Source organism: Bradyrhizobium sp. IC4060 (assembly GCF_020193715.1).
Lineage (GTDB): Bacteria > Pseudomonadota > Alphaproteobacteria > Rhizobiales > Xanthobacteraceae > Bradyrhizobium > Bradyrhizobium yuanmingense.
In genome coordinates this window covers 272,253-293,176 of sequence record NZ_JADYVJ010000009.1, presented here as the reverse complement: position 1 = coordinate 293,176, position 20,924 = coordinate 272,253, and the positions used below count along the sequence as shown (strand labels likewise).

Annotated in this window: 18 protein-coding genes; 7 read left to right on the top strand and 11 right to left on the bottom strand. The window is 64.3% G+C overall.

What is annotated here, in order from left to right:
• Positions 1 to 4 precede the first annotated feature (4 nt).
• Entirely contained in the window at positions 5 to 826 is an 822-nt protein-coding gene (gene map / locus I6F16_RS26890) for a type I methionyl aminopeptidase (protein WP_225174156.1), read from the bottom strand.
• A gap of 120 nt (positions 827 to 946) precedes the next feature.
• On the bottom strand, positions 947 to 2,263 hold the full coding sequence (locus tag I6F16_RS26885; protein WP_036014217.1) for a mechanosensitive ion channel domain-containing protein: 1,317 nt from the start codon (positions 2,261 to 2,263) through the stop codon (positions 947 to 949).
• Positions 2,264 to 2,471: 208 nt separating this feature from the next.
• On the opposite strand from I6F16_RS26885, the gene I6F16_RS26880 reads away from it, so the two are divergent.
• Complete coding sequence (locus tag I6F16_RS26880; RefSeq protein WP_036026415.1) at positions 2,472 to 4,265, top strand: potassium/proton antiporter; 1,794 nt, start codon at positions 2,472 to 2,474, stop codon at positions 4,263 to 4,265.
• Between the two features lie 136 nt (positions 4,266 to 4,401).
• On the top strand, positions 4,402 to 4,662 hold the full coding sequence (locus tag I6F16_RS26875; RefSeq protein ID WP_036014215.1) for a PepSY domain-containing protein: 261 nt from the start codon (positions 4,402 to 4,404) through the stop codon (positions 4,660 to 4,662).
• Between the two features lie 15 nt (positions 4,663 to 4,677).
• Here I6F16_RS26875 and modC read toward each other — a convergent pair whose 3' ends face one another.
• From modC to mepA, 4 genes are all read right to left on the bottom strand, one after another.
• Positions 4,678 to 5,340 carry a molybdenum ABC transporter ATP-binding protein gene (gene modC, locus I6F16_RS26870; RefSeq protein ID WP_036014214.1) on the bottom strand — a complete coding sequence of 221 codons (663 nt, stop codon included), beginning with the start codon at positions 5,338 to 5,340 and terminating at the stop codon, positions 4,678 to 4,680.
• 2 nt (positions 5,341 to 5,342) lie between these two features.
• Positions 5,343 to 6,038: a molybdate ABC transporter permease subunit gene (modB, locus tag I6F16_RS26865; protein ID WP_225174155.1), complete on the bottom strand. Its 696-nt coding sequence runs from the start codon at positions 6,036 to 6,038 to the stop codon at positions 5,343 to 5,345.
• Positions 6,039 to 6,106: 68 nt separating this feature from the next.
• Positions 6,107 to 6,892 (bottom strand): molybdate ABC transporter substrate-binding protein, encoded by a 786-nt coding sequence (modA, locus tag I6F16_RS26860; protein ID WP_225174154.1) that lies wholly within the window; start codon positions 6,890 to 6,892, stop codon positions 6,107 to 6,109.
• A 212-nt stretch (positions 6,893 to 7,104) separates the two neighbouring features.
• Complete coding sequence (gene mepA / locus I6F16_RS26855; protein ID WP_225174153.1) at positions 7,105 to 8,049, bottom strand: penicillin-insensitive murein endopeptidase; 945 nt, start codon at positions 8,047 to 8,049, stop codon at positions 7,105 to 7,107.
• 452 nt (positions 8,050 to 8,501) lie between these two features.
• On the opposite strand from mepA, the gene I6F16_RS26850 reads away from it, so the two are divergent.
• Both I6F16_RS26850 and I6F16_RS26845 read left to right on the top strand, forming a co-directional pair.
• A complete protein-coding gene (locus I6F16_RS26850; RefSeq protein ID WP_225174152.1) occupies positions 8,502 to 10,667 on the top strand; it encodes an EAL domain-containing protein in 2,166 nt (721 codons plus the stop codon).
• 246 nt (positions 10,668 to 10,913) lie between these two features.
• Entirely contained in the window at positions 10,914 to 11,078 is a 165-nt protein-coding gene (locus tag I6F16_RS26845; protein ID WP_162130849.1) for a helix-turn-helix domain-containing protein, read from the top strand.
• Between the two features lie 895 nt (positions 11,079 to 11,973).
• On the opposite strand, the gene I6F16_RS26840 is transcribed toward I6F16_RS26845, so the two are convergent.
• The 3 genes from I6F16_RS26840 to I6F16_RS26830 form a co-directional block, all read right to left on the bottom strand.
• On the bottom strand, positions 11,974 to 12,435 hold the full coding sequence (locus I6F16_RS26840) for a GNAT family N-acetyltransferase (protein ID WP_036026450.1): 462 nt from the start codon (positions 12,433 to 12,435) through the stop codon (positions 11,974 to 11,976).
• 82 nt (positions 12,436 to 12,517) lie between these two features.
• Positions 12,518 to 13,465, bottom strand: a complete 948-nt coding sequence (locus I6F16_RS26835) for an ABC transporter substrate-binding protein (protein ID WP_036014208.1) — start codon at positions 13,463 to 13,465, stop codon at positions 12,518 to 12,520.
• Between the two features lie 178 nt (positions 13,466 to 13,643).
• A complete protein-coding gene (locus tag I6F16_RS26830; RefSeq protein ID WP_036026423.1) occupies positions 13,644 to 14,864 on the bottom strand; it encodes an MFS transporter in 1,221 nt (406 codons plus the stop codon).
• Positions 14,865 to 15,169: 305 nt separating this feature from the next.
• Between I6F16_RS26830 and I6F16_RS26825 the strand changes: the two genes are divergently transcribed.
• From I6F16_RS26825 to I6F16_RS26815, 3 genes are all read left to right on the top strand, one after another.
• On the top strand, positions 15,170 to 16,360 hold the full coding sequence (locus tag I6F16_RS26825) for a serine hydrolase (protein WP_225114596.1): 1,191 nt from the start codon (positions 15,170 to 15,172) through the stop codon (positions 16,358 to 16,360).
• A 143-nt stretch (positions 16,361 to 16,503) separates the two neighbouring features.
• On the top strand, positions 16,504 to 17,457 hold the full coding sequence (locus I6F16_RS26820) for a tetratricopeptide repeat protein (protein WP_225114595.1): 954 nt from the start codon (positions 16,504 to 16,506) through the stop codon (positions 17,455 to 17,457).
• 428 nt (positions 17,458 to 17,885) lie between these two features.
• Positions 17,886 to 18,296: an SRPBCC family protein gene (locus tag I6F16_RS26815; protein WP_225114594.1), complete on the top strand. Its 411-nt coding sequence runs from the start codon at positions 17,886 to 17,888 to the stop codon at positions 18,294 to 18,296.
• 163 nt (positions 18,297 to 18,459) lie between these two features.
• Here the strand turns inward: I6F16_RS26815 and I6F16_RS26810 are convergent, their stop codons facing one another.
• Both I6F16_RS26810 and I6F16_RS26805 read right to left on the bottom strand, forming a co-directional pair.
• A complete protein-coding gene (locus I6F16_RS26810; RefSeq protein WP_225114593.1) occupies positions 18,460 to 19,449 on the bottom strand; it encodes an ABC transporter substrate-binding protein in 990 nt (329 codons plus the stop codon).
• Between the two features lie 251 nt (positions 19,450 to 19,700).
• Positions 19,701 to 20,666, bottom strand: coding sequence for an ABC transporter substrate-binding protein (locus I6F16_RS26805; RefSeq protein ID WP_225114592.1), 966 nt, complete (start codon positions 20,664 to 20,666; stop codon positions 19,701 to 19,703).
• Positions 20,667 to 20,924 lie beyond the last annotated feature (258 nt).

Below are 20,924 nucleotides of genomic sequence, written 5' to 3'. Positions count from 1 at the left end.
GCGATTAGGCGCCGATCTGCTTCTCGCCGTGCCGCGCCGACAGCGTGAAGATCTCGACGCCGGTCGCCGTTACGCCGACGGAGTGCTCGAACTGCGCCGACAGCGAGCGGTCGCGGGTCACCGCGGTCCAGCCGTCGGACAGGATCTTCACGTGCGGCTTGCCGAGATTGATCATCGGCTCGATGGTGAAGAACATGCCGGGCTTGAGCTGCACGCCCTCGCCGGGCCGGCCGATATGGATGATGTTCGGCTCGTCGTGGAACATGCGTCCCAAACCATGGCCGCAGAAATCGCGCACCACGCTCATGCCCTGCGGCTCGACGAAGCTCTGGATGGCGTGGCCGATGTCGCCGGTGGTGGCGCCGGGCTTCACCGCGGCGATGCCGCGCATCATGGCTTCATAGGTCACCTCGATCAGCCGCTCGGCCTTGCGGGCGATTGGGCCGATCGCATACATCCGGCTGGAATCGCCATACCAGCCGTCGACGATGAAGGTGACGTCGATGTTGACGATGTCACCCTCCTTCAGCGGACGGTCGCCGGGCATGCCGTGGCAGACAACATGGTTGAGCGAGGTGCAGGTCGAGTAGCGGTAGCCGCGATACATCAGCGTCGCCGGATAGGCACCATGGCTGAAGGCGAAGTCGCGGACGAATTCGTCGATTCTGGAGGTCGGCACGCCCGGCCCGACGATGTCGGTGAGCTCGTCCAGGCACCTGGCCACCAGCGCGCCCGCCTTGCGCATGCCGGCAAAGGCGGCAGGCCCGTGCAGCTTGATCTGTCCGGTCTTGCGCAGGGAGGTCTCGGTGGCGTCGACGTAGCTCATGCGTGTCAGGTCTTCTCGGGCTGATCTCGATGTCGGTGGAAAGGCTTGATTTCAGGCCCCAATCTAATGATTGGCAGGCTTCATGCAAGCCGAAGGGCCTGCTTGGGGGGTGAAAGTGACCTAATTCGGCACTTCCACGGCGGTTTCCACCGGCAGGGCGCCGCCGCGGATACGGATTTCGCGGACGGGATAGGGAACCCGGATGCCCTCGCGCTTGAAGGCGTCCCATAGCTCCAGCATCACGTCGCTCTTGACCTTGTCCATGCCGTCGGGGTCGGCGATCCAGAAGGTCAGCGAGAACTTCATCCCGGCTTCCGCGAACTCGGTCAGGAGACAGGTCGGCGGCTTGCCCTTCTGCGCGCGCGGATGAGCGGCGGCGGTCTCGGCGGCGAGCGTACAAACCAGCTTGGGGTCGGCGTCGTAATTGGTGCCGAAGGCGATCTTCACCAGCGTGTTCTTGTCGGTATAGGTCCAGTTGACGACCTTCTGCGTCACCAGATCCTCGTTCGGGACCAGGAATTCGCGCCCGTCTCCGGCAGCGACGGAAATATAGCGCGTCTTCATCGCGCTGATGCGGCCGGTATTGTCGCCGATGGTGACGAGATCGCCGGGCTTCACCGACTTGTCGGCGAGCAGGATGATGCCCGAGATGAAATTGGCGACGATCTTCTGCAGGCCGATTCCGATGCCGACGCCGACCGCGCCCGAGAACACCGCGAGCGCCGACAGGTCGATTCCGACCGCGCCGAGCGCGATCACGATGGCGACCGTGAGCAGCCCGATGCGGATGATCTTGACCAGCAGCACCTGCACCGACGGCGTCAGGTCGGTGGTCGAATTGATCCGGCTCTCGGCGAAATTGCTGGCGATGTTGGTGAGCCAGAGCGCGATCAGCAGCAGCGCGCCGGCCTTCAGCGCCAGGAGGGGGGTCAGCCTGAGGCCGCCGAGCACGATCGCGAAGGAATCCAATAGGTCGACCGTCGCATCGAGCTGGCCGACGATGGAGAGCGCGGCGATGAACCATGCCGTGATCGACACCAGCTTGACGATGAAGGCGTTGCGCAGCACCGAGGTCACGAGCCGGATCACCAGCCAGGCGAAACCCAGCTTGGCTGCGACCATCAGCAGATAGGAGCGGCTCGGCCAGGTCGCGTGATACATCACCACGCGCGAGACGATCACGAGCAGCGTGAACACCGCCGTCGAGGCGCTGGCGACCATGACCCGGACGAAATGCCGGAGCGGCAGCGGCCAGCGCATCGCCAGCGAGGTCAGGTCGACACGGCTGCGAATAGCGGCCTCCGCGGCATAGGCGATGCCGGCGGCGGCCAGGATGAGGCCGAATTGCAGGTAGAACCAGGGTGAGGAGAATTCTGCCCCGACGCTGCGTGCGGTGGTCTGCACGAGCTCCATGAAGTCTTTGAGGTCCATGTCCATCGGGTCTCGTCGGCAAGCGGGGAGGAATTGATTCGAGGGCGCCGGACAATCCCACAAAGGACGCGGCCGGGCCATCGATACACCGTGAAGTGAAGCGCGTTAAGGCCGTAAAACACGGGCAGATTGCCGCGAAGCGCGAAAATGGGTTGGCGCGCGAGTCCACCAACGATAAGGATGAAATTCCAGCGATTTTTTACCCGGAAGGTGGATGGCCTCTCTCGATTCCGTCAGTCTCGCCATATTGCTCGGCGCCGTCCTCGTCATGGCCGGCATCCTCTCCAGCTTGCTGGCGCTGCGCTTCGGCGCGCCCTTGCTGCTCGTCTTCCTCATCATCGGCATGCTCGCCGGCGATTCCGGCCCAGGTCAGCTTCAGTTCGACGACGTCCGCACCACCTATCTGGTCGGCTCCGTCGCGCTCGCCCTGATCCTGTTCGACGGCGGCCTGCGCACGCGCTTTGCCAGCATCCGCACCGTGCTTGCGCCGTCCGTGGTGCTCGCGACCGCAGGCGTGCTGCTGACCGCGCTGGTCACGGCGCCGTTCGCCAAATACGCGCTCGACCTCAACTGGTCGGAGTCGCTGCTGGTCGGGGCGGTGGTGGCCTCGACCGACGCTGCGGCCGTGTTCCTCCTGGTGCACACCCAGGGCCTGCGTCTACGCCCGCGCGTCGGCGCGACGCTGGAGGCGGAATCCGGCACCAACGATCCCTTCGCGATCTTCCTCACCTTGATGCTGGTGGAATACATCTCGGTCGGTACCAGCTCGCCCGGCCATGTGCTGATGGAGTTCATCCAGGAGGCGGTGCTGGGCGCCGTCGTCGGCGTCATCGGCGGCCGCCTCGTCGTCATCGCGCTCAACAAGGTCGCCCTACCGCAGGGCCTGCATGCGCCCTTCGTGACCACGGCCGCGCTCGTGATCTTCGGCGGCTCGCAGATCATGCACGCCTCCGGCTTCCTCGCGGTCTATCTCGCCGGCATCATCATCGGCAACCGGCCGACCCGCGCGCATAATTCGGTGGTGACGTTCCTCGACGCCGCGACCTGGCTGGCGCAGATCGTGATGTTCGTGCTGCTCGGCCTTCTGGTCTCGCCGAGCCGGTTGGGTTCCAGCGTGCTGCCAGCGGTCGCCGTCGCGCTGGTCTTGATGCTGGTGGCGCGCCCGCTCGCGGTGTTCGTGTGCCTGTCGCCGTTCCGCTTCAACTGGCGTGAGAAGATTTTCATCGCCTGGACGGGCCTCCGCGGTGCGGTCGCGATCTTCCTGGCCTCGATCCCGATGCTGGTCGGGCTGCCCAAGGCCTATCTCTATTTCGACGTGGCCTTTGTCGTCGTCATCATCTCGCTTCTGCTGCAAGGCTGGACCCTGGCGCCGGCCGCGCGCAAGCTGCACGTGGCGCTGCCCCGCGCCGACCGCGGCCCCCGCCGCGTCGAGCTCGATCTGCCCGGCCAGCTCGAGCAGCAGCTGGTCGGCTATCCGGTGCGGCCCAAGAGCCTGTATTTCCGTCGCGGCCTGATCCCGTCCTGGTCCAAGCCGACACTGGTGATCCGCAACGAGCACATCCTGACGCCGACGGAGGCCGATCCGATCGCACCGGGCGACTACATCTATCTGCTGGCGCCGCCGGAAAAGGCCGAAGCGCTCGACCGTTTCTTCGTCGACATGCAGCCGAGCACCGCGCCCGATCCGCATCTGCTCGGCGACTTCATGGTCTCCGGCGAGCACACGCTCGCCGAGCTCGCCGCGATCTACGGTGTGAAGGTCGGCGAGGACGACGGCAAGCTGACCCTGGCAGATTATTTCGACGTTCATCTCGACCACGCGCCGAAAGAGGGCGCCGAGCTGCCGCTGGACGAGATCGTGCTGGTCGCACGATCAATCTCCGGCGGCCGCGTCAACGTCGTCGGCCTGCGTCTGCCGGAGGAAGACGAAACGCCGCCGCCGCTGACCCGCGCGCAGGCCGTGAGAAAGAAGCTCGCCGATGTCTGGACTTCGGTCGCTGGAGTTTGACTTGCGAAGAGGAACTGCCACCAAATCGCCGCAACCGCCGAAGTTTTGCGCGGATTCGTGACATCCAGATCCGGAACGCTCCGCATTGCCTCTCGTTCTAAGCTGTATAGAAGTTTGGACTGACAGGAGTACGCCAATGCGAAAGTTCGCCCTTCCGATCGCGACTGTCCTCGTGCTGGGCGCAGCGGCGCCGGCGATGGCCTACGACACCGGCGATCAGATCTCGATGCAGGTTGCGCTTGACGTCGCGACCGATCTTGGCGTTGCGACGGTGTCGCACACGAACTTCCTCGGCGACGAATGGCAGATTGAGGGCCGCGACCGCGCCGGCCGCTGGATCGAGGTCGATGTGGATGCCCGGACCGGCGAAGTGCGAAACGTCGACCGCGGCTGGTAGTCGGGGTTGGTCCGTTCACGTCAGCACCTTCACCCCACCGAACGACGTCACCCGCCCCTGCTTCAGCATCACGATCTGCGTCGCGAGCTGGCGCAGCTCGGCGACGTCGTGGCTGACATAGACCATCGGCACATTGGCCTCGTCGCGCAGCCGCACCAGATAGGGCAGGATTTCGAGCTTGCGGCCCTCGTCGAGCGCGCCGAGCGGCTCGTCGAGCAGCAGGAGGCGCGGCTTCGACAGCAGCGCGCGGCCGAGCGCGACGCGCTGGCGCTCGCCGCCGGACAGCTTCCCGGGACGGCGATCCCTGAGCGCGCCGATGTCGAGCAGGTCGATGATGCGCTTGTGCTGCGCCGGGTCGGGCGCAAGCCCGTTCATCCGCCGTCCGTAGTCGAGGTTCTGCGCCACGCTCAGATGCGGAAACAGCCGCGCATCCTGGAACACGTAGCCGATGCGGCGGCGGTAAGTGGGCACGTGAATGCCGGCCGCGGTGTCGTCGACGATCTCGCCGTCGATCGCGATGGTGCCGCGATCAGGCCGCAGCAGGCCGGCGATCATGTTGACCAGCGAGCTCTTGCCGGCGCCCGAGGCGCCGAACAGGCCGATGACGCGCCCCTCGCTGCTGAAGGAAGCGGACAGCGAGAATTCGCCGAGCTGTTTTTCGACGTCGACGCGCAGCATGGTCAATTCCCGTGCAGGCGCTGCGTGGCGCGGCGGGCGAACCATTCGGCCGCGATCAGCGCGCCGATCGCGAGCACGATCGAGACGATCACGAGCCGGCCCGCCGCGGCGTCGCCGTCGGGCGTCTGGATCAGCGAATAGATCGCCGACGAAATCGTCTGGGTCTCTCCAGGAATGTTGGAGACGAAGGTGATGGTGGCGCCGAACTCGCCGATCGCCTTGGCAAAGCCCAGCACCATGCCGGCGAGCACGCCCGGCAGCGCCAGCGGCAGCGTCACCGTGAAGAACACTTTCCACGGCGCTGCGCCGAGCGTCTCCGCAGCCTGCTCGAGCCGGCGGTCGATCGCCTCGATCGACAGCCGCATCGGCCGCACCAGCAGCGGAAACGCCATCACGCCGCAGGCGAGCGCAGCACCGGTCCAGCGGAACGCGAAGACGATGCCGAGCTGGTCGGCGAGAAAGCCGCCAACGAGACCTTTGCGACCGAAGCTGAGCAGCAGCAGATAACCGGTGACGACGGGCGGTAGCACCAGGGGCAGGTGCACGAGTGCGTCGAGTACCGACTTGCCCCAGAAATCACGCCGCGCGAGCAGCCACGCCAGCGCAATGCCGAACGGCGTCGCGACCAGCGTGGCAATAACGGCGACCCTGAGCGAAAGCAGGATCGCCGTCCATTCGGCGGGAGAGATGTCGAACATCAAGTCGTCATATCAGGTTGCAGAAAACAGGTTGCAAAATCAGGTTTGCAAGAATCAGGTCGCAACAATCAGGTTGTGGGGCTGATCAGGAACTTGAAGCCGTATTTTTCCAAGATGGCCTTGGCCGCCGCCGAGCGCAGGAAGGCGAGATAGTCGTTCGCCTCCGGTTTGGCGGTGCTGGTCGCCGCGACCGGATAGATGATCGCAGGATGCGAATCCGGCGGGAAGGTGCCGACGATCTTCACGCCCGGCTCGACCTTGGCATCGGTGGAATAGACGATGCCGAGCACAGCCTCGCCGCGGGCGACCAGCGTCAGCGCGGCGCGCACGCTCTCGGCCATGGCGAATTTCGGCTCCGCGGTCGGCCAGGCCCCGAGCTTTTCCAGCGCCGCCTTGGCGTATTTGCCTGCAGGGACCGACTTGACGTCACCGGTCGCGATCCTGCCGTCGCCGGCGAGCTTGGCGAGATCGAAACCTGGCGCGATCGTCACACTGTCGATCTTGGAATCCTTCGGCGCGATCAGCACGATGCTGTTGCCGAGCAGATTCACTCTGGAAGGCTCGTTGATGGTCTTCTTGGCGATCGCGTAGTCCATCCAGTCGGTGTCGGCCGAGACGAACACGTCGGCCGGCGCGCCCTGCTCGATCTGCTTGGCCAGCACCGAGCTAGCGGCGTAGCTGACGCTGAACTTGACCCCGGTCCTGGCGGTGTAGGCAGTGTCGATCTCGTCCAGCGCGTTCTTCATCGAGGCGGCGGCGAACACGGTGATGGTCCTGTCCTGTGCAGCGGCCGACGAAAGGCTCGCGCCCGCGAGGATGACGAAGGCGGTGAATAGTCCGGCAATATGAATCATGAACAGCGCTCCGTGCGAGCTTGCGCGGACGATGCACGCGCAGATCTGGCGTTGGTGGTCTGATGCGACGGGCGGACGCGCTGTTCCACGGCGCCACGGTGGCTTACGGCCAGCATGGGGTTTCGCAATTGCGAAGATAGCAGGCCCGTTCGGAAGGTCAAACCTCATGCGTCATCCCGGGGCGCGCGCAGCGCGAGCCCGGGGGCGAGCCCTTACGGCTTCGCATCCCCTGCATGCAGCACCGCCTTGCAGGCTCCCGGCATCTGCGCCAGCGTCATCGGCGGCTTCGGCTTGGGCGGCTCGGGCGGCGGCTTGGGGTGCAGCACCGCATCGGAGAACCAGTAGGCGAGATCGGCGGGCTTGCAGCCTTCGTCCTCTGCCTGTGACGGCTGGCCCTCGCATTCACCGGCCCCGGCCGGGCAGTGCATGCGGATGTGGAAGTGGTAGTCGTGGCCCCACCAGGGGCGGATCTTCGACAGCCAGGCCCGGTCGCCCTTGGCCTCGCGGCACAGCGCCTTCTTGATCGCGGCATTGACGAAGATGCGCTGCACGGCGGGTTCTCGCGCCGCAGCGCGCAGCACCAGCACGTGGCTTGGCGTGAACACCTTGGGGTCGATGTCGAGCCGGTCCTGGCGCACCATCATCACCGCCGACATCTCCTCGCGCTCCTCGCGCGAGAGCCGGCGGTCCGGCATCGGCGTCAGCCAGATGTCGGCGTCGAGACCGATCTGGTGGCTGGCATGGCCTGACAGCGCCGGCCCGCCGCGCGGCTGGGCGATGTCGCCGACCAGGATGCCGGGCCAGCCTGCGTCCTTGTGCGCCTTCGCGGCGAGCCGCTTGATCAACGCGATCATGTCGGGATGTCCGTAGCTGCGATTGCGCGACAGCCGCATCACCTGCCAATTGTCGCCGTTGACCGGCATCTGTGCGGCGCCGCCGATGCAGCCCCTGGTGTAGGAGCCGATGACGTGGGTCGGCCCCTTCGATGGCAGCAGCTTGCGCGCGAACAATTCCTTGGCGGCGAGATCGGGGTCGTTGGGATTGGCGAGCGGCGGCAGCGGCTTCGGGTTGATGCTGCCACGGTCCTGGGCCAGCGCGCCACCGGCGCCCAGGCAGACGAACGAGAGCAGGAGGAGGGTGATGCCGCGGCGACTCATGCTGACGTTCTTATAGCCCAATGCTGCACCAGGGTTAAGAACGAGGCGACGAGCCAGCCGTCGGCTCACCGCAGCGCGCCCGAATCGCGTCTCGACCCGCCGTTTCTTAAGGGTGTAATAACCGTATCCTGCATTGACCAAAATTCGTGCGCGGCGCGCAGAAAATTCTGCGGTTCGCATGCAATCGCGCGCAATTTCGGAACCGATTCAGGCGCGCGCGCAATTTTGCGCCAGATCGCTCATTGATTGCGGGCGCCGCACTCAGTCTGATGGCGCCTGCCGCCGCTCGCCACGCCGCGCAAACAGGCAGTAAGCGCGCCGCGCGCAGGCCGCGGCTGGCTAAGATTACTTTTTTTTCAGACACTTGCCTCAAAACTTGCGACCGCTGGATGCGACTGGGACGAGTGAAGTTGAGTTTGGGGTCTCGAAAAACAAGAAAGCGAAAGCAAAGCATGCTTGCCCGCGCCGGCCAAAAGGCGCGCAAGCCGCGCTTCGCGCGCGCGCACCGTGCCCTTTCAGAACACGACGAAATCCTGCGCAGCCGTGCCGAGGCGGAAGCCGCGATCGCGAAGGCGCGCAAGTCGCATGAGCGCCTGCGCCAGGCCATCGACATCCTGCCGCAGGGCATCGTGTTTCTCGACGCCGAAGGCCGCTACGTCCTCTGGAACAAGAAATACGCCGAGATCTACAGCAAGACCGCCGATCTGTTCGAGGAAGGCGCGCGGCTCGAGGACACGCTGCGCATCGGCGTCGCCCGCGGCGACTATCCCGAGGCCATCGGCAATGAAGAAGCCTGGATCGCCGAGCGCCTGCAAAAGCTCTACAAGCCCGGCGCGCGTCACGAGCAGAAGCTGTCGGACGGCCGCGTTATCCTGATCGACGAGCGCTTGACCGATGACGGCGGCGTCGTCGGCCTGCGCGTCGACATCACCGAGCTCAAGCAGCGCGAGGCCTCGTTCCGCCTGCTGTTCGACGGCAATCCCGTGCCCATGATCGTCTGCGCGCTGGACGACGAGCGCATCCTCGGCGTCAATGATGCCGCGGTCGCGCATTATGGCTACAGCCGGGCCGAGTTCGAGCGATTGAAGATCCGGTCCTTGCAGGCGTTCGAAAGCGAGCCGCCCTGGACCGTCGATGGGACCGGAGAGGATCAGGCCGGCCGAACCTGGAAGCACGTCAAGGCCGACGGCGCGCTGATCGACCTTGCGATCTATTCCCGCGAATTGACTTATGCCGACCGGCCTGCGGTGCTGCTCGCGCTGATGGACATCACCGAGCGCAAGCGCGCCGAGGCGCGGCTCGCCTTCATGGCCCAGCACGACGGGCTGACCGGTCTGCCCAATCGCAGCCTGCTGCGGCAGCAGATGGACGAGATGCTGCTGCACACGCGCCGCGGCTCGGAGAAGGTCGCGCTCCTGATGCTGGGGCTCGACAATTTCAAGGCGGTCAACGACACGCTGGGGCATGCGGTCGGCGACAAGCTGCTGCGCGGCGTCGCCAAGCGACTACGCTCCACCTTGCGGGAAGAGGACGCGCTGGCGCGGCTCAATTCCGACGAGTTCGCGGTTCTGCAGAGCGGGCTGGCCCGTCCCGAGGACGCGGTGATGCTGGCCAAGCGCCTCCTGGCGGCCATTGCCGATCCCTATCTGCTCGACGGCCATTCCGTGGTGATCGGCGCCTCGATCGGCATTGCGATGGCGCCGGGCGACGGCGAGGATTCCGAAAAGCTGCTCAAGAGCGCCGACATGGCGCTGTCGCGCGCCAAGCTGGACGCGCGTGGCAGCTTCGCCTTCTTCGAGGCCGCGCTCGATGCGAAGGCGCAGAGCCGCCGCAAGATCGAGGTCGAGCTGCGCGACGCGATCCAGAACGACGTGCTGCGGCCGTACTACCAGCCCCTGATCGATCTCTCGAGCGGCCGCATCACCGGCTTCGAGGCGCTGGTGCGCTGGCCCCATGCCGAGCGCGGCATGGTGTCGCCGGCCGAGTTCATTCCGGTCGCCGAGGACACCGGCCTGATCAATCCGCTCGGCGGGCTGATGCTGCGCCGGGCCTGCCTCGACGCAGCGGCCTGGCCCGACGACGTCCGCGTCGCGGTCAACCTGTCGCCGCTTCAGTTCCGCAGCGGCAATCTGCTCTCGATGGTCACTGACGCGCTGAAACATTCCGGCCTGGCGCCGCGCCGGCTCGAGCTCGAGATCACCGAGACGCTGCTCCTTGAGAAGAGCGCGCAGGTGCTGGCGACGCTGCATGCGCTGCGCGCGCTCGGCGTGCGCATCTCCATGGACGATTTCGGCACCGGCTATTCCAGCCTCAGCTACCTACGCAGCTTCCCGTTCGACAAGATCAAGATCGACCAGTCCTTCGTGCGCGATCTCGCGGCCAACCGCGAGGCCCAGGCGATCATCCGGTCCATCGTCAGCCTCGGCAAGGGCCTCGGCGTCACCATCACCGCCGAAGGCGTCGAGACCGAAGCCGAGTTCAGCTGCCTCCGCGCCGAAGGCTGCCATGAGGGCCAGGGCTTCCTGTTCAGCAAGGCCCGGCCGCATGCGGAGATCGTCAGCCTGCTGGCCGCACAGCGCGGCATCGACCGCGACGAGGACGCCGCGCTGGTGGCGTGACCGCTCGCCTCCACGATATCTAAGAACGCAGCGCTTCGCCCATCGGCCTCTCCCGCCTTGCCCGGCGCCAGCAGCCTTGACCAGCCTCAACAACGAGGCCAAAGGCCGGGGCGCATGACAGCGCGGCGTCGGTCAATTTCCGTTTGGAGGTTCGGATGGATAATGGCCCGGGCGCGCCACCCGTAAATTTCCCAAGTGCGGACCGTCAGCTGCCGTCGTTAAGTCGTGCGGTCGTGGGGTCGCACCATGAAGACACCGAAGCCGAAGCAATGGGCCGAGCAGGAGGTTCGACGGCTGGTCACGCTGGCCCGGCAGGGCATTGGGGTATCGAAGATTGCCGCCGAACTGGGCCGCCACGCCGGATCAGTCAGGCGAATGGCGCGAGCGAAAGGAATATTGTTGAAGAAATAGTCGCCGGTAGGGCAGGCGCTGCCTGATCGACGAGGCGCGTGGACGGCGCCCTACAGCCCGAAGCCTCGGCCGATGTCCCGCACAAGGCTGGGCGCAGCCTCAGTATTGCGACCATGGGAGAGCGCTCGATCGAGCCGAGACAAGATGCCTTTTCCGAAGAGCGCTATAGCGATGCTTCTGAGCATGGTTGTGGATCGGGTTTGAACGATGCTGCGAAAGTTCAAAACGGCCCCAGCCGCAGGATGGGGTAACAGCCGGGGCCGGCATTCCCATTCCAATGTGCCGCATCGGCGGTGGGCGGCACTCTTCAGGTTAGGCACACAGAAGCTAACAAATTATTCTGTTTCGCTCTCACCTCGCGTCGGCCGTGGCCGATTGTATCATAGCGTGCTCACGGTGAAGCGGTGAGCGAACCGAGCAATGGTCGACATGCTCGAGCGGCGAATCATTGGCCAAGTGCTCCCAATATTCAGCTTCCGCGAGTAGTTTCCAACCTCGATCCGGATGACGCGCGGCTGTCTGACGGCACAATAATGCCATCGCGCGCAGGCGACCCGCAGTATCCATCTGCTCCTCCCATTATATTCTTGTTGATTGCACCCTATTTTCTTTTTTTGCGTCGGAGTCATTACGATTATGTCGCAAAACTAATTTCCACTTTTCGAAGCGCGACTCGACTTTCGTTGCGGCTACAAATCGTGCATCGAACACAACTGGCGCAATTCAGCTCGTATCGGTAGATCGAGACCGGACCATCAGGCTTCGCGCTTACTAATCAGAACTGGCAAGAACGGCGAGATACTCGCGCCCGTCCGTCGGCGATGGGTTCCGCAAGAGCTCGAACTACCACCACGCGTCGGGCTCTCCGCGGCGATTGCCATGGTGTGGACCAGGTCTAGGTCCGCTCGATGAGCACCCGCTCCATGATGATCGTGCGTTCGTCCCCATAATAGCTGTCGCGCACGGCATTGAACCCCAGTCGCGCATAGAAGGTCTCTGCAGTGACCGATGAAGGGACCGTCAAGGACGGAATGTTCCGCTCGCGCGCCGTGCGCTTGATCTCGGCCATCAGTAGCTTGCCGATCCCGCGAGCCTGAACGTCCGGAGAAACGAAGACTGTGCGGACGACGCTTCCGTCGAGGCTTGCCGTTCCGACCAGGCGGCCGCCGATCGTGGCGACGAAAACGGTGCGCTGCCCGATCAGCCGGCGCACGGCATCCGGGCCGAAGCTGGGCTCGATCCGCGCGATGATCTCCGCCGTATAGTCCCTTGCATTCGTTTCGCGCAGCGCACGCAAGATGACCGCGCTGATGGCCGCGGCGTCATCGTCGAGCGCGGGCCGGATGCTGCATTCCATGAACTGCTCCGCCGAAGCTTCGCGAATGACTGGATTTGAGCCCGCCTCACGGCGCGGCAATCGGCGGATTTTCAACGACCCGTCACTCGATCACGTCGTCCGTCAGCACGAGGATGGTGGGCGGGATCGTCACGCCAAGCGCCCGCGCGGTCTTGAGATTGACGGCCAGTTCGAATTTGGTTGGCAGCTGGATTGGCATATTTGCCGGCTTTTGTCCCTTCAGGATCAGATCAACATAGCCCGCGGCGCGACGAAACAGGTCGCCGATGTCGGCGCCATAGCTGATCAGAGCGCCGGCATGCGCGAACTCCTTCTGCTGGCCGATGACGGCGATCTTCATGTCGATGCCGATACGGCAAATTGCGTCCTGCATCGCGGCGGTCATGTAGTCGCGAATGACAATCACGGCGTTGCCGCCGGCGCCCGCGAGCACGTTGAATTGCTCGGCAACCGCCGCCGGCGATGCGCTCGTCAGTCCGAGGCGCACCGGTTCGAGCCCGGCGCGTCGTGCTTCCTCGATGGTTTGCGCGCCCCAGGCGCTGAAGGTCGGGTCCGTCGCATTGTTCAAGACGCCGATCCGCTTCAGCGAGGGCAGGATCTCCCGGATCATCTCGATGCGCTTGGCCGACATCTCCTCGCCGAACGCGGCGAAGCCGGTGAGGCTGCCGCCCGGCCGCGCGAGGCTCTGAAACAATTCAGGGTCGCTTTGCACCGCAGGCAGCGCCACGGCGACGACGGGAATATTGGTTTTCCTGATGATCGCGCGTGCTGCGGCCGGGCCGGGCGAAAGCAGCACGTCCACCTGTCTGGCCACGAGGTCGTCGATCAATGCAAGGCCCCGCGACACATCGCCGGCCGTCGAGTGGGCCTCGATGACGATGGTGCGGCCCTCCACGTAACCCAGCTCGGCCAGCGCCTTCCGGAACGGAACGAGCACCGCATTGTCGATTTCCGGCGTGGCAAATCCGACGAATCCCACGACCGGAACGCGCTTTTGGGCCAAGGCTTCGCGCGCCGATATCGCCGTCATTCCCAAGAAGCTCAGAAACGTCCGCCGCCTCATTTGGCCTCTCGCGATGCCAGAACGATCTGATCACAAGGGCAATGGTACACGAAGATAATCGGTGCCAGAAGGCAGGAAGTAGGATGACCGAGGGAGGCGAAATCCATCATGCAAAGTCAGATCCGGTATTCGCCACTGTCCGGTGTCACGCCGTCGCGCGGCTAAGATCGAGCGATGGCCTGCGCCGCGTCGGAAAACTCAGCGCCACCGCGACCGCCGCAAGCCCGATCGCGAAGGAGCCGGCGTGCAGCCAGGTGTATTGCTGGAAAGTATCGAACACGATCCCGCCGGCCCAGGGCCCGAGCGCCATGCCGAGGCTGGCGAAGGCCGACACGGCACCGAACACCGTGCCCATAATGCGCGCGCCGAAGAACTCGCGGACCAGCACCGCATAGAGCGGCATCACCCCACCATAGGCGAGGCCGAACACGACCGAGAGCGCGTAGAACTCGCCGAGCTGCGCCACCGCCAGATAGGTCGCAATGCACATCGCCTGCACGAACAGCCCGCCGACAAGGACGGGTTTCGCGCCGATGCGATCGGCCAGCGCGCCCAGCAGCAGGCGTCCGCCGAGGCCTGAGACGCCGGCGACGCTATAGACCGTCACTGCCGTGAGCGGAGCGATGCCGCAGACCATCGCATAGGACACCATGTGGAAGATCGGGCCGGAATGCGCCGCGCAGCAGGCGAAATGCGCCGCTGCGAGCGCGATGAATTGCGGCGTGCGCAGCGCCTGCGCCGCGCCCATCTCGACCTCTGGCGCCGCGTCCGTCGTTGCGGAGCCAGCGGCTGGCGGCGCCGGACGTACCAGGAAGCAGGCGGGGATCAACAGCGCCCACGAAGCGATGCCGATCGTCAGCATCGCGGTGCGCCAATCATAGGCCGTGATCAGCCAGCTCGCGGCCGGCGCGACCGTCACCGGGGACACGCCCATGCCGGCCGAGACCAGCGCCACCGCGAGGCTGCGGTTCTTTTCGATCCAGGCGCTCGCGAGCGCCATCATCGGTGCGTAGAAGCTGCCCACGGCGATCCCGATCAGCACGCCGAAGCAAAGCTGGAATTGCCACAGGCTTGCTGCCTGGCTCGCTGTGACGAGACCTAGTCCCAGCAGAACGCTTCCCGAGAGCACCACGATGCGGGTGCCGAACCGGTCCGACAGCGTGCCCCATAGGAATGCGGCGAATCCCATAAAGAGGAAATCCAGCGTCGCGGCAGCCGACACCCCGGCGCGCGACCAGCCCATCGCCTCCGAGATCGGCTGCAGGAACACCGCCAGCGACAGCATCGTGCCGAACCCGATGCAGGTCATCAGCGCGCCCGCGGCGACAACGACCCAGCCATAGTCGAAACGTGACGGCTTGCTCATGCGTTTCCTTGGCGCTTTTGCTCTTGTTGATGGTGCGCGGCAGGGATGGTGACTGATCCGCGGGGCGAGAGCAAGGCGGGTTGCCACCGCAGGCTGACACGGCCCGCCCGCAATGATAGCATGCCGCGCGTCACCAGGCTGCGACGTTGTTCTCGTGAAGCGCACACCCACCAACGTGCGGGGAGGCAAGTGCAATGAACTGGGGAGCGTCGTTTAGGCCGCGCGGGTGCCGCCGGCTTTTTCTGCCCGTCATTTTTGCTTCCGCGATCTGGTCGCCCCTGGCGTGCGCGCAGGACGTCCGAAGCGTGCCCGCCGCGCCGGGACCGGTCTTTTCGGATAGCGGTCCCGATGCCGAGCTCTACGGTGCGGCTGAGGGCTATCCGGTCGGCACGCGCGGAGCCGCTCCCCCGCTCGACAAGCTCGTCGGCAGCTACAGCCATTTCGGCGAGATCTATCCCTCGCGCCGGGTCGCTCGCGCGACGACGCCCTGGCAATTCAAGCGCGCGCCGGAGCCACAGGTCACCTACAGTCTTGGCACCGAAAAGCTTGGCATTGCGGACTACCTCAAGCGCAACCCGGCGACGGGCCTCCTGATCGCCAGGGACGACACCATCCTGTACGAGCATTATCAATATGCACGGACCGACCACCACCGCTTTGTCTCGATGTCCATGGCCAAGACGCTGGTGGCCATGCTGGTCGGGATCGCGGTCTCGGAGGGACGGATCAAGTCGATCGACGACCTCGTCTCGACCTATGTCGGCGGCCTTGCAGGCACGGAATATGGCAACACGTCCATCCGCGCCTTGTTGAACATGTCGTCAGGCGTCGAATTCTCGGAAGTCTATGACGGGAACGACGACATCGCCCGGCTTGGGCGGGCCTTGTTCGCCGGCCCGCCGAAAGATCCCGCCGCCATCGTCGCGCAGTTCAACACGCGGACCGCGCGGCCAGGCACCAAATTCCACTATGCCAGCGTTGAAACGGAGATACTCGGCTTGGTCCTGCGCGCCGCCACGGGCACGCCGGTCGCCGACTATCTCCGCGACCGGATCTGGGACCCCATCGGCACCGAGGCGGACGCCTCCTGGGTGATCGACGGCAGCGGGCAGGAGATCGCCTATTGCTGCTTCAACGCGACCTTGCGCGATTATGCGCGCTTGGCCCGGTTGCTCGCCCATGACGGCGCCTGGGAAGGCCGGCAGCTGATCCCCCGGCAGTGGCTGCTGGATGCCACGACCGTCAGGCCAGAGGACGGTCATCTCGCTCCGCGCGTGGCCACGCGCTATTTCGGCTACGGCTATCAGGTGTGGCTCCTCCCCGGCGAGCAGCGCCGATTTGCCCTCATCGGCATTCGCGGTCAGCTCATCCTGGTCGATCCAGCCTCCAAGCTCGTCATGGTGCACACGGCCGTTCGTCAAAAGCCGAACGAACCCGGAGCCTTCAGGGAGCCGCTCGCGTTATGGTCTGCCGTGCTGCAGCAGCTCGGGCAATGATGAATTGATGACGCCTGCCAATGGCATATAGCCACGCAGGCGCGGTCGGTCGCGTCGGAAAGCCGCGGTTGCATTGAACCTGTCCGGCTTCCGGGAGCACCAATGGCGCGTAAGTCCCAATAGCCGCGACGAGGGAAGGCGCGATGAGGACCTTGACAGCATCGATCTGCGTTGCAGTTGCTGCGCTTGCCTTGAGTCTGTCGTTCGGCGTGCCGTCCCATGCCGAAGAGGACGAGGCGGGCACGCTGGCCCGGCAGATGAAGCAGCTTTATCGGGCCGGGAAGTACATGGAAGCGCTGCCTCTGGCCCAGAAGTCGCTGGCCCTTCGCGAGAAGGAGTTCGGCCCCGATGATGCGCAGGTCGCGATGCCGCTGAACGACCTCGGCACGATCCATTACAATCTCGGCCAATACGCCGTTGCCGAGCCGCTGTACAAGCGCGCGCTGGCCATTGACGAGAAGACACTCGGTCCGAATCATGCCGAAGTCGCGATGGTGCTGAACAATCTCGGCGATCTCTACCGTGCGGAAGAGCGTTACGCCGAAGCGGAGCCGGTGCTCAAGCGGTCGATCGCCATTCACGAGAAAAGCGGTGATCCATCGATCGTGATGGCGTTGAGCAATCTGGGCGCTGTCTACAGCCATCAGGGCCGATACGATGAGGCTATACCGCTGTTCAAGCGAGGCCTCGCCGTGCTGCAGAAGGCGCTCGGTCCCGACGACCCCGAAGCCACGGTGCTGATGAACAATTTGGCCGACGCCTATATCAATCGCAATCGCTATGCCGATGCCGAGCGGCTGCTGAAGCGGTCGATGGCGGTGACCGAGAAGGCGTTCGGCCCGGATCATCCCGACATCGCCCAGGCACAGAACAATCTGGCTGCGCTCTATGGGCGCCAGGGCCGTAACGCGGAGGCCGAGCGGCTGTTCAAGCGGTCGGCGGCTACTTTCGAGAAAACCCTCGGCCCTGACCATCCGGATCTCGCCGGCGTTCTGGAAAACCTCGCCGGTCTCTACAAGTATCAAGGCCGCTATGCCGATGCCCAGCAGGCCCTGAAGCGGTCGATGGCCATCCGAGGGAAGACGAGGCCGATCTGACGAGCAGCGCAGGATGGTAGTGCGACTTGTCCGCCGCAGCCCGAAGAGCGAAGCTGGCGGGCAGGGCTATCGCATTAGAGAGTTTTTCCCTGCGGCCATCCTTCGAGACGCCCGCTTGAGCAGTCTCCTCACAGGATGAGGGCGGAGTCCGCGGCAGCAGTTTCAACAGGCACCGACGCCCAATGAGCCTCATCCTGAGGAGACGCGTCAGCGTCGTCTCGAAGGACGAGGCGTGCGCGCAGGCACACTTCGCTTGCCCACACCACAACTTCTCCAACTTTTTTGGCACATTGACGCCGAACCATGTCGGCTTGGGCCGGTCTCGATCGTCCTGGGGTCGACACGTCCCGGACGTGCAGGAAATGGACCCGGCACGCTGGCGAGATTCCGTCAACTCGAGCGTCAAAGTCGCAACTGGAGCAATGCCCATGAGGATCACCGTCGAAACCAGCGTAGCCGCCCCGATCGATCAGGTCTGGCGTGCCTATACGACGCCAGCCGACATCGTGAAGTGGAATGCCGCGTCCGACGACTGGCATACGACCAGTGCGACGGTCGACCTGCGGGACGGCGGCGCCTTCTCGTCGCGGATGGAGGCCAAGGACGGCAGCATGGGCTTCGACTTCGCCGGCACCTACACCAAGATCGTCGAGCACAAGCGGATCGAATACGCGTTCGGCGATCGAAAGGCCGAGGTCGAGTTCGTGCCCGGCCCGAAGAGTGTTGTCGTCCGTGTCGTCTTCGACGCCGAAACCACGCACTCGGTCGAACAGCAGCAGGGCGGCTGGCAGGCGATCCTCGACAATTTTGCGCGATACGTCGAGGCGAAGATGCCGTGAGGATTTGCCGCGAGGAGCGAAGGCGAGCACAGCTTTCGTAGGGTGGGCAAAGGCGCGCTGAGCGCCGCGCCCACCACTCTTCACGATGGCATACGGGCAGGTGGGCACGCTTCGCTTTGCCCACCCTACGAAGCCATCGAATGCATCGACTTGCCTCAGTCAATCATTCTATCACCCCGTCCGCGTGGGCCAGCAATGCAGCAGGAACTTCGATCCCGAGTGTCTTTGCAGTCCTGAGGTTGATGAACAGCTCATACTTGGTTGGTTGCTCGACCGGCAGATCCCCGGGCTTGGCGCCCTTGAGGATTTTATCGACGTAATCAGTGCATCGCCGGCTCAAGTCGATGATATCCGCGCCGTAGGACAGGAGCGCACCGAGTTGAACGAATTCCTTGCCAATAGCAAACAGTGGCAGCCGATGTTCTGCGGCGAGGTCGGCGATGCGCTTGCGTGCAATGAAGAACATCGGGCTGGGAAATAGGAAGACTGCCTCGGCACGCGCGCCCGCAAGCGCGGAAAACGCTTCGCCCAGCCCGTCAGGATCTTGGACCGCCTCGAGCTGCAAATGAACGCCCACGATTTTTGATGCGGACTCCGCGCCGCTGATCATGCCTTCGGTCGTGGTCTTGCCGTATGCAGCCGGGTGCCAGATCGCGGCTACCCGAGAAGCCATGGGCAATGCTTCCTTCAATTGCGCGAGGCGCTTGGGAACAAGCTGCGGGCCGAGGAAGGTTAGTCCGGTGATGTTACCTCCTGGTCGCGCGATGCTGGCCACGAGCCCGTCTTCGACGGGGTCGCCCATAACTGACACAACGACGGGAATCGATTTGGTAGCTTGCTGCACCGCGCGCGCAGCAAGCGAATTCTGTGCAACGATAAGAGCAGGATTGAGACGGACGAGGTCACTCGCCAAGGCCGGGAGTTGTTCGACCTTTGAATCGGCTGCTCGAAGCTCTACGACGATATTCTCTCCGTCGATATAACCGTGTTCGCGTAGTCCTTGATGAAAGGCGGCCATCGAGGCTCGGGTTTGCTCGATCGAGCCGGTGGTCAGGAAGCCGATATGGGGCACTTTCTTCGGCTGTTGCGCGCGAGCAAGCGGTGACCAGGCCGCCGCGGCCCCGATCAGTGCGAGAAATTCGCGTCGCTGCATGACACTTCCTCTCATTGAGGCTCAACCACGATAACGCGAGCGCCGACCCGAGCCAACAACCACTTGCCCAACGCCCCGCAATTGTTCCGTGACGCCCTTGACGCTATTGCAGCTCGTAGGATGGGTAGAGCGAAGCGAAACCCATCAAACTCATTCCCCCGATCGACTCTAACGAGAAGCAGAGATACTCCATCCGTCCGGCAGGGTGATGGTTTCGCAAGAGCTTAACCCATCCTACGGGCTACTTGGGACTATTCGATCACTTCGTCGGCGCGGGCGACGACGGTTGCAGGCAAGTCGAGACCCAGGGCCTTGGCGATGCGGAGATTGATCCTGAGGTCGAACTTGGTGGGTCGTTCGAAGGGCAGATCGGCCGGCCTTGCGCCCCGTAGAATGCGATCAACCTGCGCAATCAAGCGGCGCCCTGCGTCTGCAAAGTCGGGGCCGAACGACATGAAAGCGCCGTTCGCGACCCAGTCTGGTGAAGCAAAGATCGCAGGCCTCTTGCTCAGATTCACCAGCCTGACGACTTCGGCCAGGTGGGCGCTGAGCACGACGTCCGGAACGAAAACAAGACCGTCGAAGCGGGCGAGGTTGTCCGGGCTCAGGATTGTCCCGATGCTGACGGGATCATCGATGTTGATCGCTTCGACTTCAAAGCCGAGCTTGCGGCCGGCCTCCAGAACAGGCGTGAGACTCTGTGCACCGCGCGACACCTTTGTCGTAACAGTTCCAAGGCGGACGGCGTGGGGCAGGATTTCCCGCAGGAGCTCGACGCGCTTTACAGTGGTTTCCTCCGAGAAAATCGCGATGCCGGTCACGTTGCCACCGGGACGGGCGAGGCTGACGGCCAATCCGGATGCGACCGGATCAACCGCGGCAAGGGTCACGATCGGAATGGTTCGGGTTGCCTCGTAAGCGGCGAGAGCGGCGGGTGTGCTGATGGCGATGATCACGTCGACCCGGCCATCTCGCACGATCTCCTGCGCGAGTGCCGGCAGCGCGTCGGGATCTCCAGCCGCATCACGAAATTCGAGTCGAATCCGCCCCTCGACGTAACCAAGCTCAGCAAGCAGCCTTTTGGTTGCCGCTATCTGCGCGGGGATTTCGACCGGTCCCAAGTGGACGACGCGCGGTGTGGAAGACTGCTGGGCGCGTGCGATGAGCGATCCGCCGATTGCTCCCGTCATCAGCCCGATGAATGCGCGCCGTCTCATCTGACCTCGCTCGAAGCTGCCGTGCGATAGTCACCTATAGCACGCTTCAAATGCTCCTAAGCCATCCCACGTGGATCACGGGTTAGATACCGAGCAAGCCATTGCGCGCCTGGATCAGAGGCCTGGCAGCTGACGACAGGGCGATGGGTTTCGCAAGAGCTCTACCCATCCTACGGCCTACTGAACCTGAAGTTCGGGTCGAATGGGACGATACGTCGACGCTTCAAGGCCCACGATCAGCTTCAGAAGCGTTTCGTG

Bases quoted from the DNA above. Each gene is read 5' to 3' on its own strand.
- mepA (WP_225174153.1), bottom strand. From the start codon at position 8,049: ATGAGTCGCCGCGGCATCACCCTCCTCCTGCTCTCGTTCGTCTGCCTG.
- I6F16_RS26880 (WP_036026415.1), top strand. From the start codon at position 2,472: ATGGCCTCTCTCGATTCCGTCAGTCTCGCCATATTGCTCGGCGCCGTC.
- modC (WP_036014214.1), bottom strand. From the start codon at position 5,340: ATGCTGCGCGTCGACGTCGAAAAACAGCTCGGCGAATTCTCGCTGTCC.
- I6F16_RS26815 (WP_225114594.1), top strand. From the start codon at position 17,886: ATGAGGATCACCGTCGAAACCAGCGTAGCCGCCCCGATCGATCAGGTC.
- I6F16_RS26835 (WP_036014208.1), bottom strand. From the start codon at position 13,465: ATGACGGCGATATCGGCGCGCGAAGCCTTGGCCCAAAAGCGCGTTCCG.
- I6F16_RS26805 (WP_225114592.1), bottom strand. From the start codon at position 20,666: ATGAGACGGCGCGCATTCATCGGGCTGATGACGGGAGCAATCGGCGGA.
- I6F16_RS26840 (WP_036026450.1), bottom strand. From the start codon at position 12,435: ATGGAATGCAGCATCCGGCCCGCGCTCGACGATGACGCCGCGGCCATC.
- map (WP_225174156.1), bottom strand. From the start codon at position 826: ATGAGCTACGTCGACGCCACCGAGACCTCCCTGCGCAAGACCGGACAG.
- I6F16_RS26850 (WP_225174152.1), top strand. From the start codon at position 8,502: ATGCTTGCCCGCGCCGGCCAAAAGGCGCGCAAGCCGCGCTTCGCGCGC.
- I6F16_RS26820 (WP_225114595.1), top strand. From the start codon at position 16,504: ATGAGGACCTTGACAGCATCGATCTGCGTTGCAGTTGCTGCGCTTGCC.
- I6F16_RS26845 (WP_162130849.1), top strand. From the start codon at position 10,914: ATGAAGACACCGAAGCCGAAGCAATGGGCCGAGCAGGAGGTTCGACGG.
- I6F16_RS26830 (WP_036026423.1), bottom strand. From the start codon at position 14,864: ATGAGCAAGCCGTCACGTTTCGACTATGGCTGGGTCGTTGTCGCCGCG.
- modA (WP_225174154.1), bottom strand. From the start codon at position 6,892: ATGATTCATATTGCCGGACTATTCACCGCCTTCGTCATCCTCGCGGGC.
- modB (WP_225174155.1), bottom strand. From the start codon at position 6,038: ATGTTCGACATCTCTCCCGCCGAATGGACGGCGATCCTGCTTTCGCTC.
- I6F16_RS26885 (WP_036014217.1), bottom strand. From the start codon at position 2,263: ATGGACATGGACCTCAAAGACTTCATGGAGCTCGTGCAGACCACCGCA.
- I6F16_RS26875 (WP_036014215.1), top strand. From the start codon at position 4,402: ATGCGAAAGTTCGCCCTTCCGATCGCGACTGTCCTCGTGCTGGGCGCA.
- I6F16_RS26810 (WP_225114593.1), bottom strand. From the start codon at position 19,449: ATGCAGCGACGCGAATTTCTCGCACTGATCGGGGCCGCGGCGGCCTGG.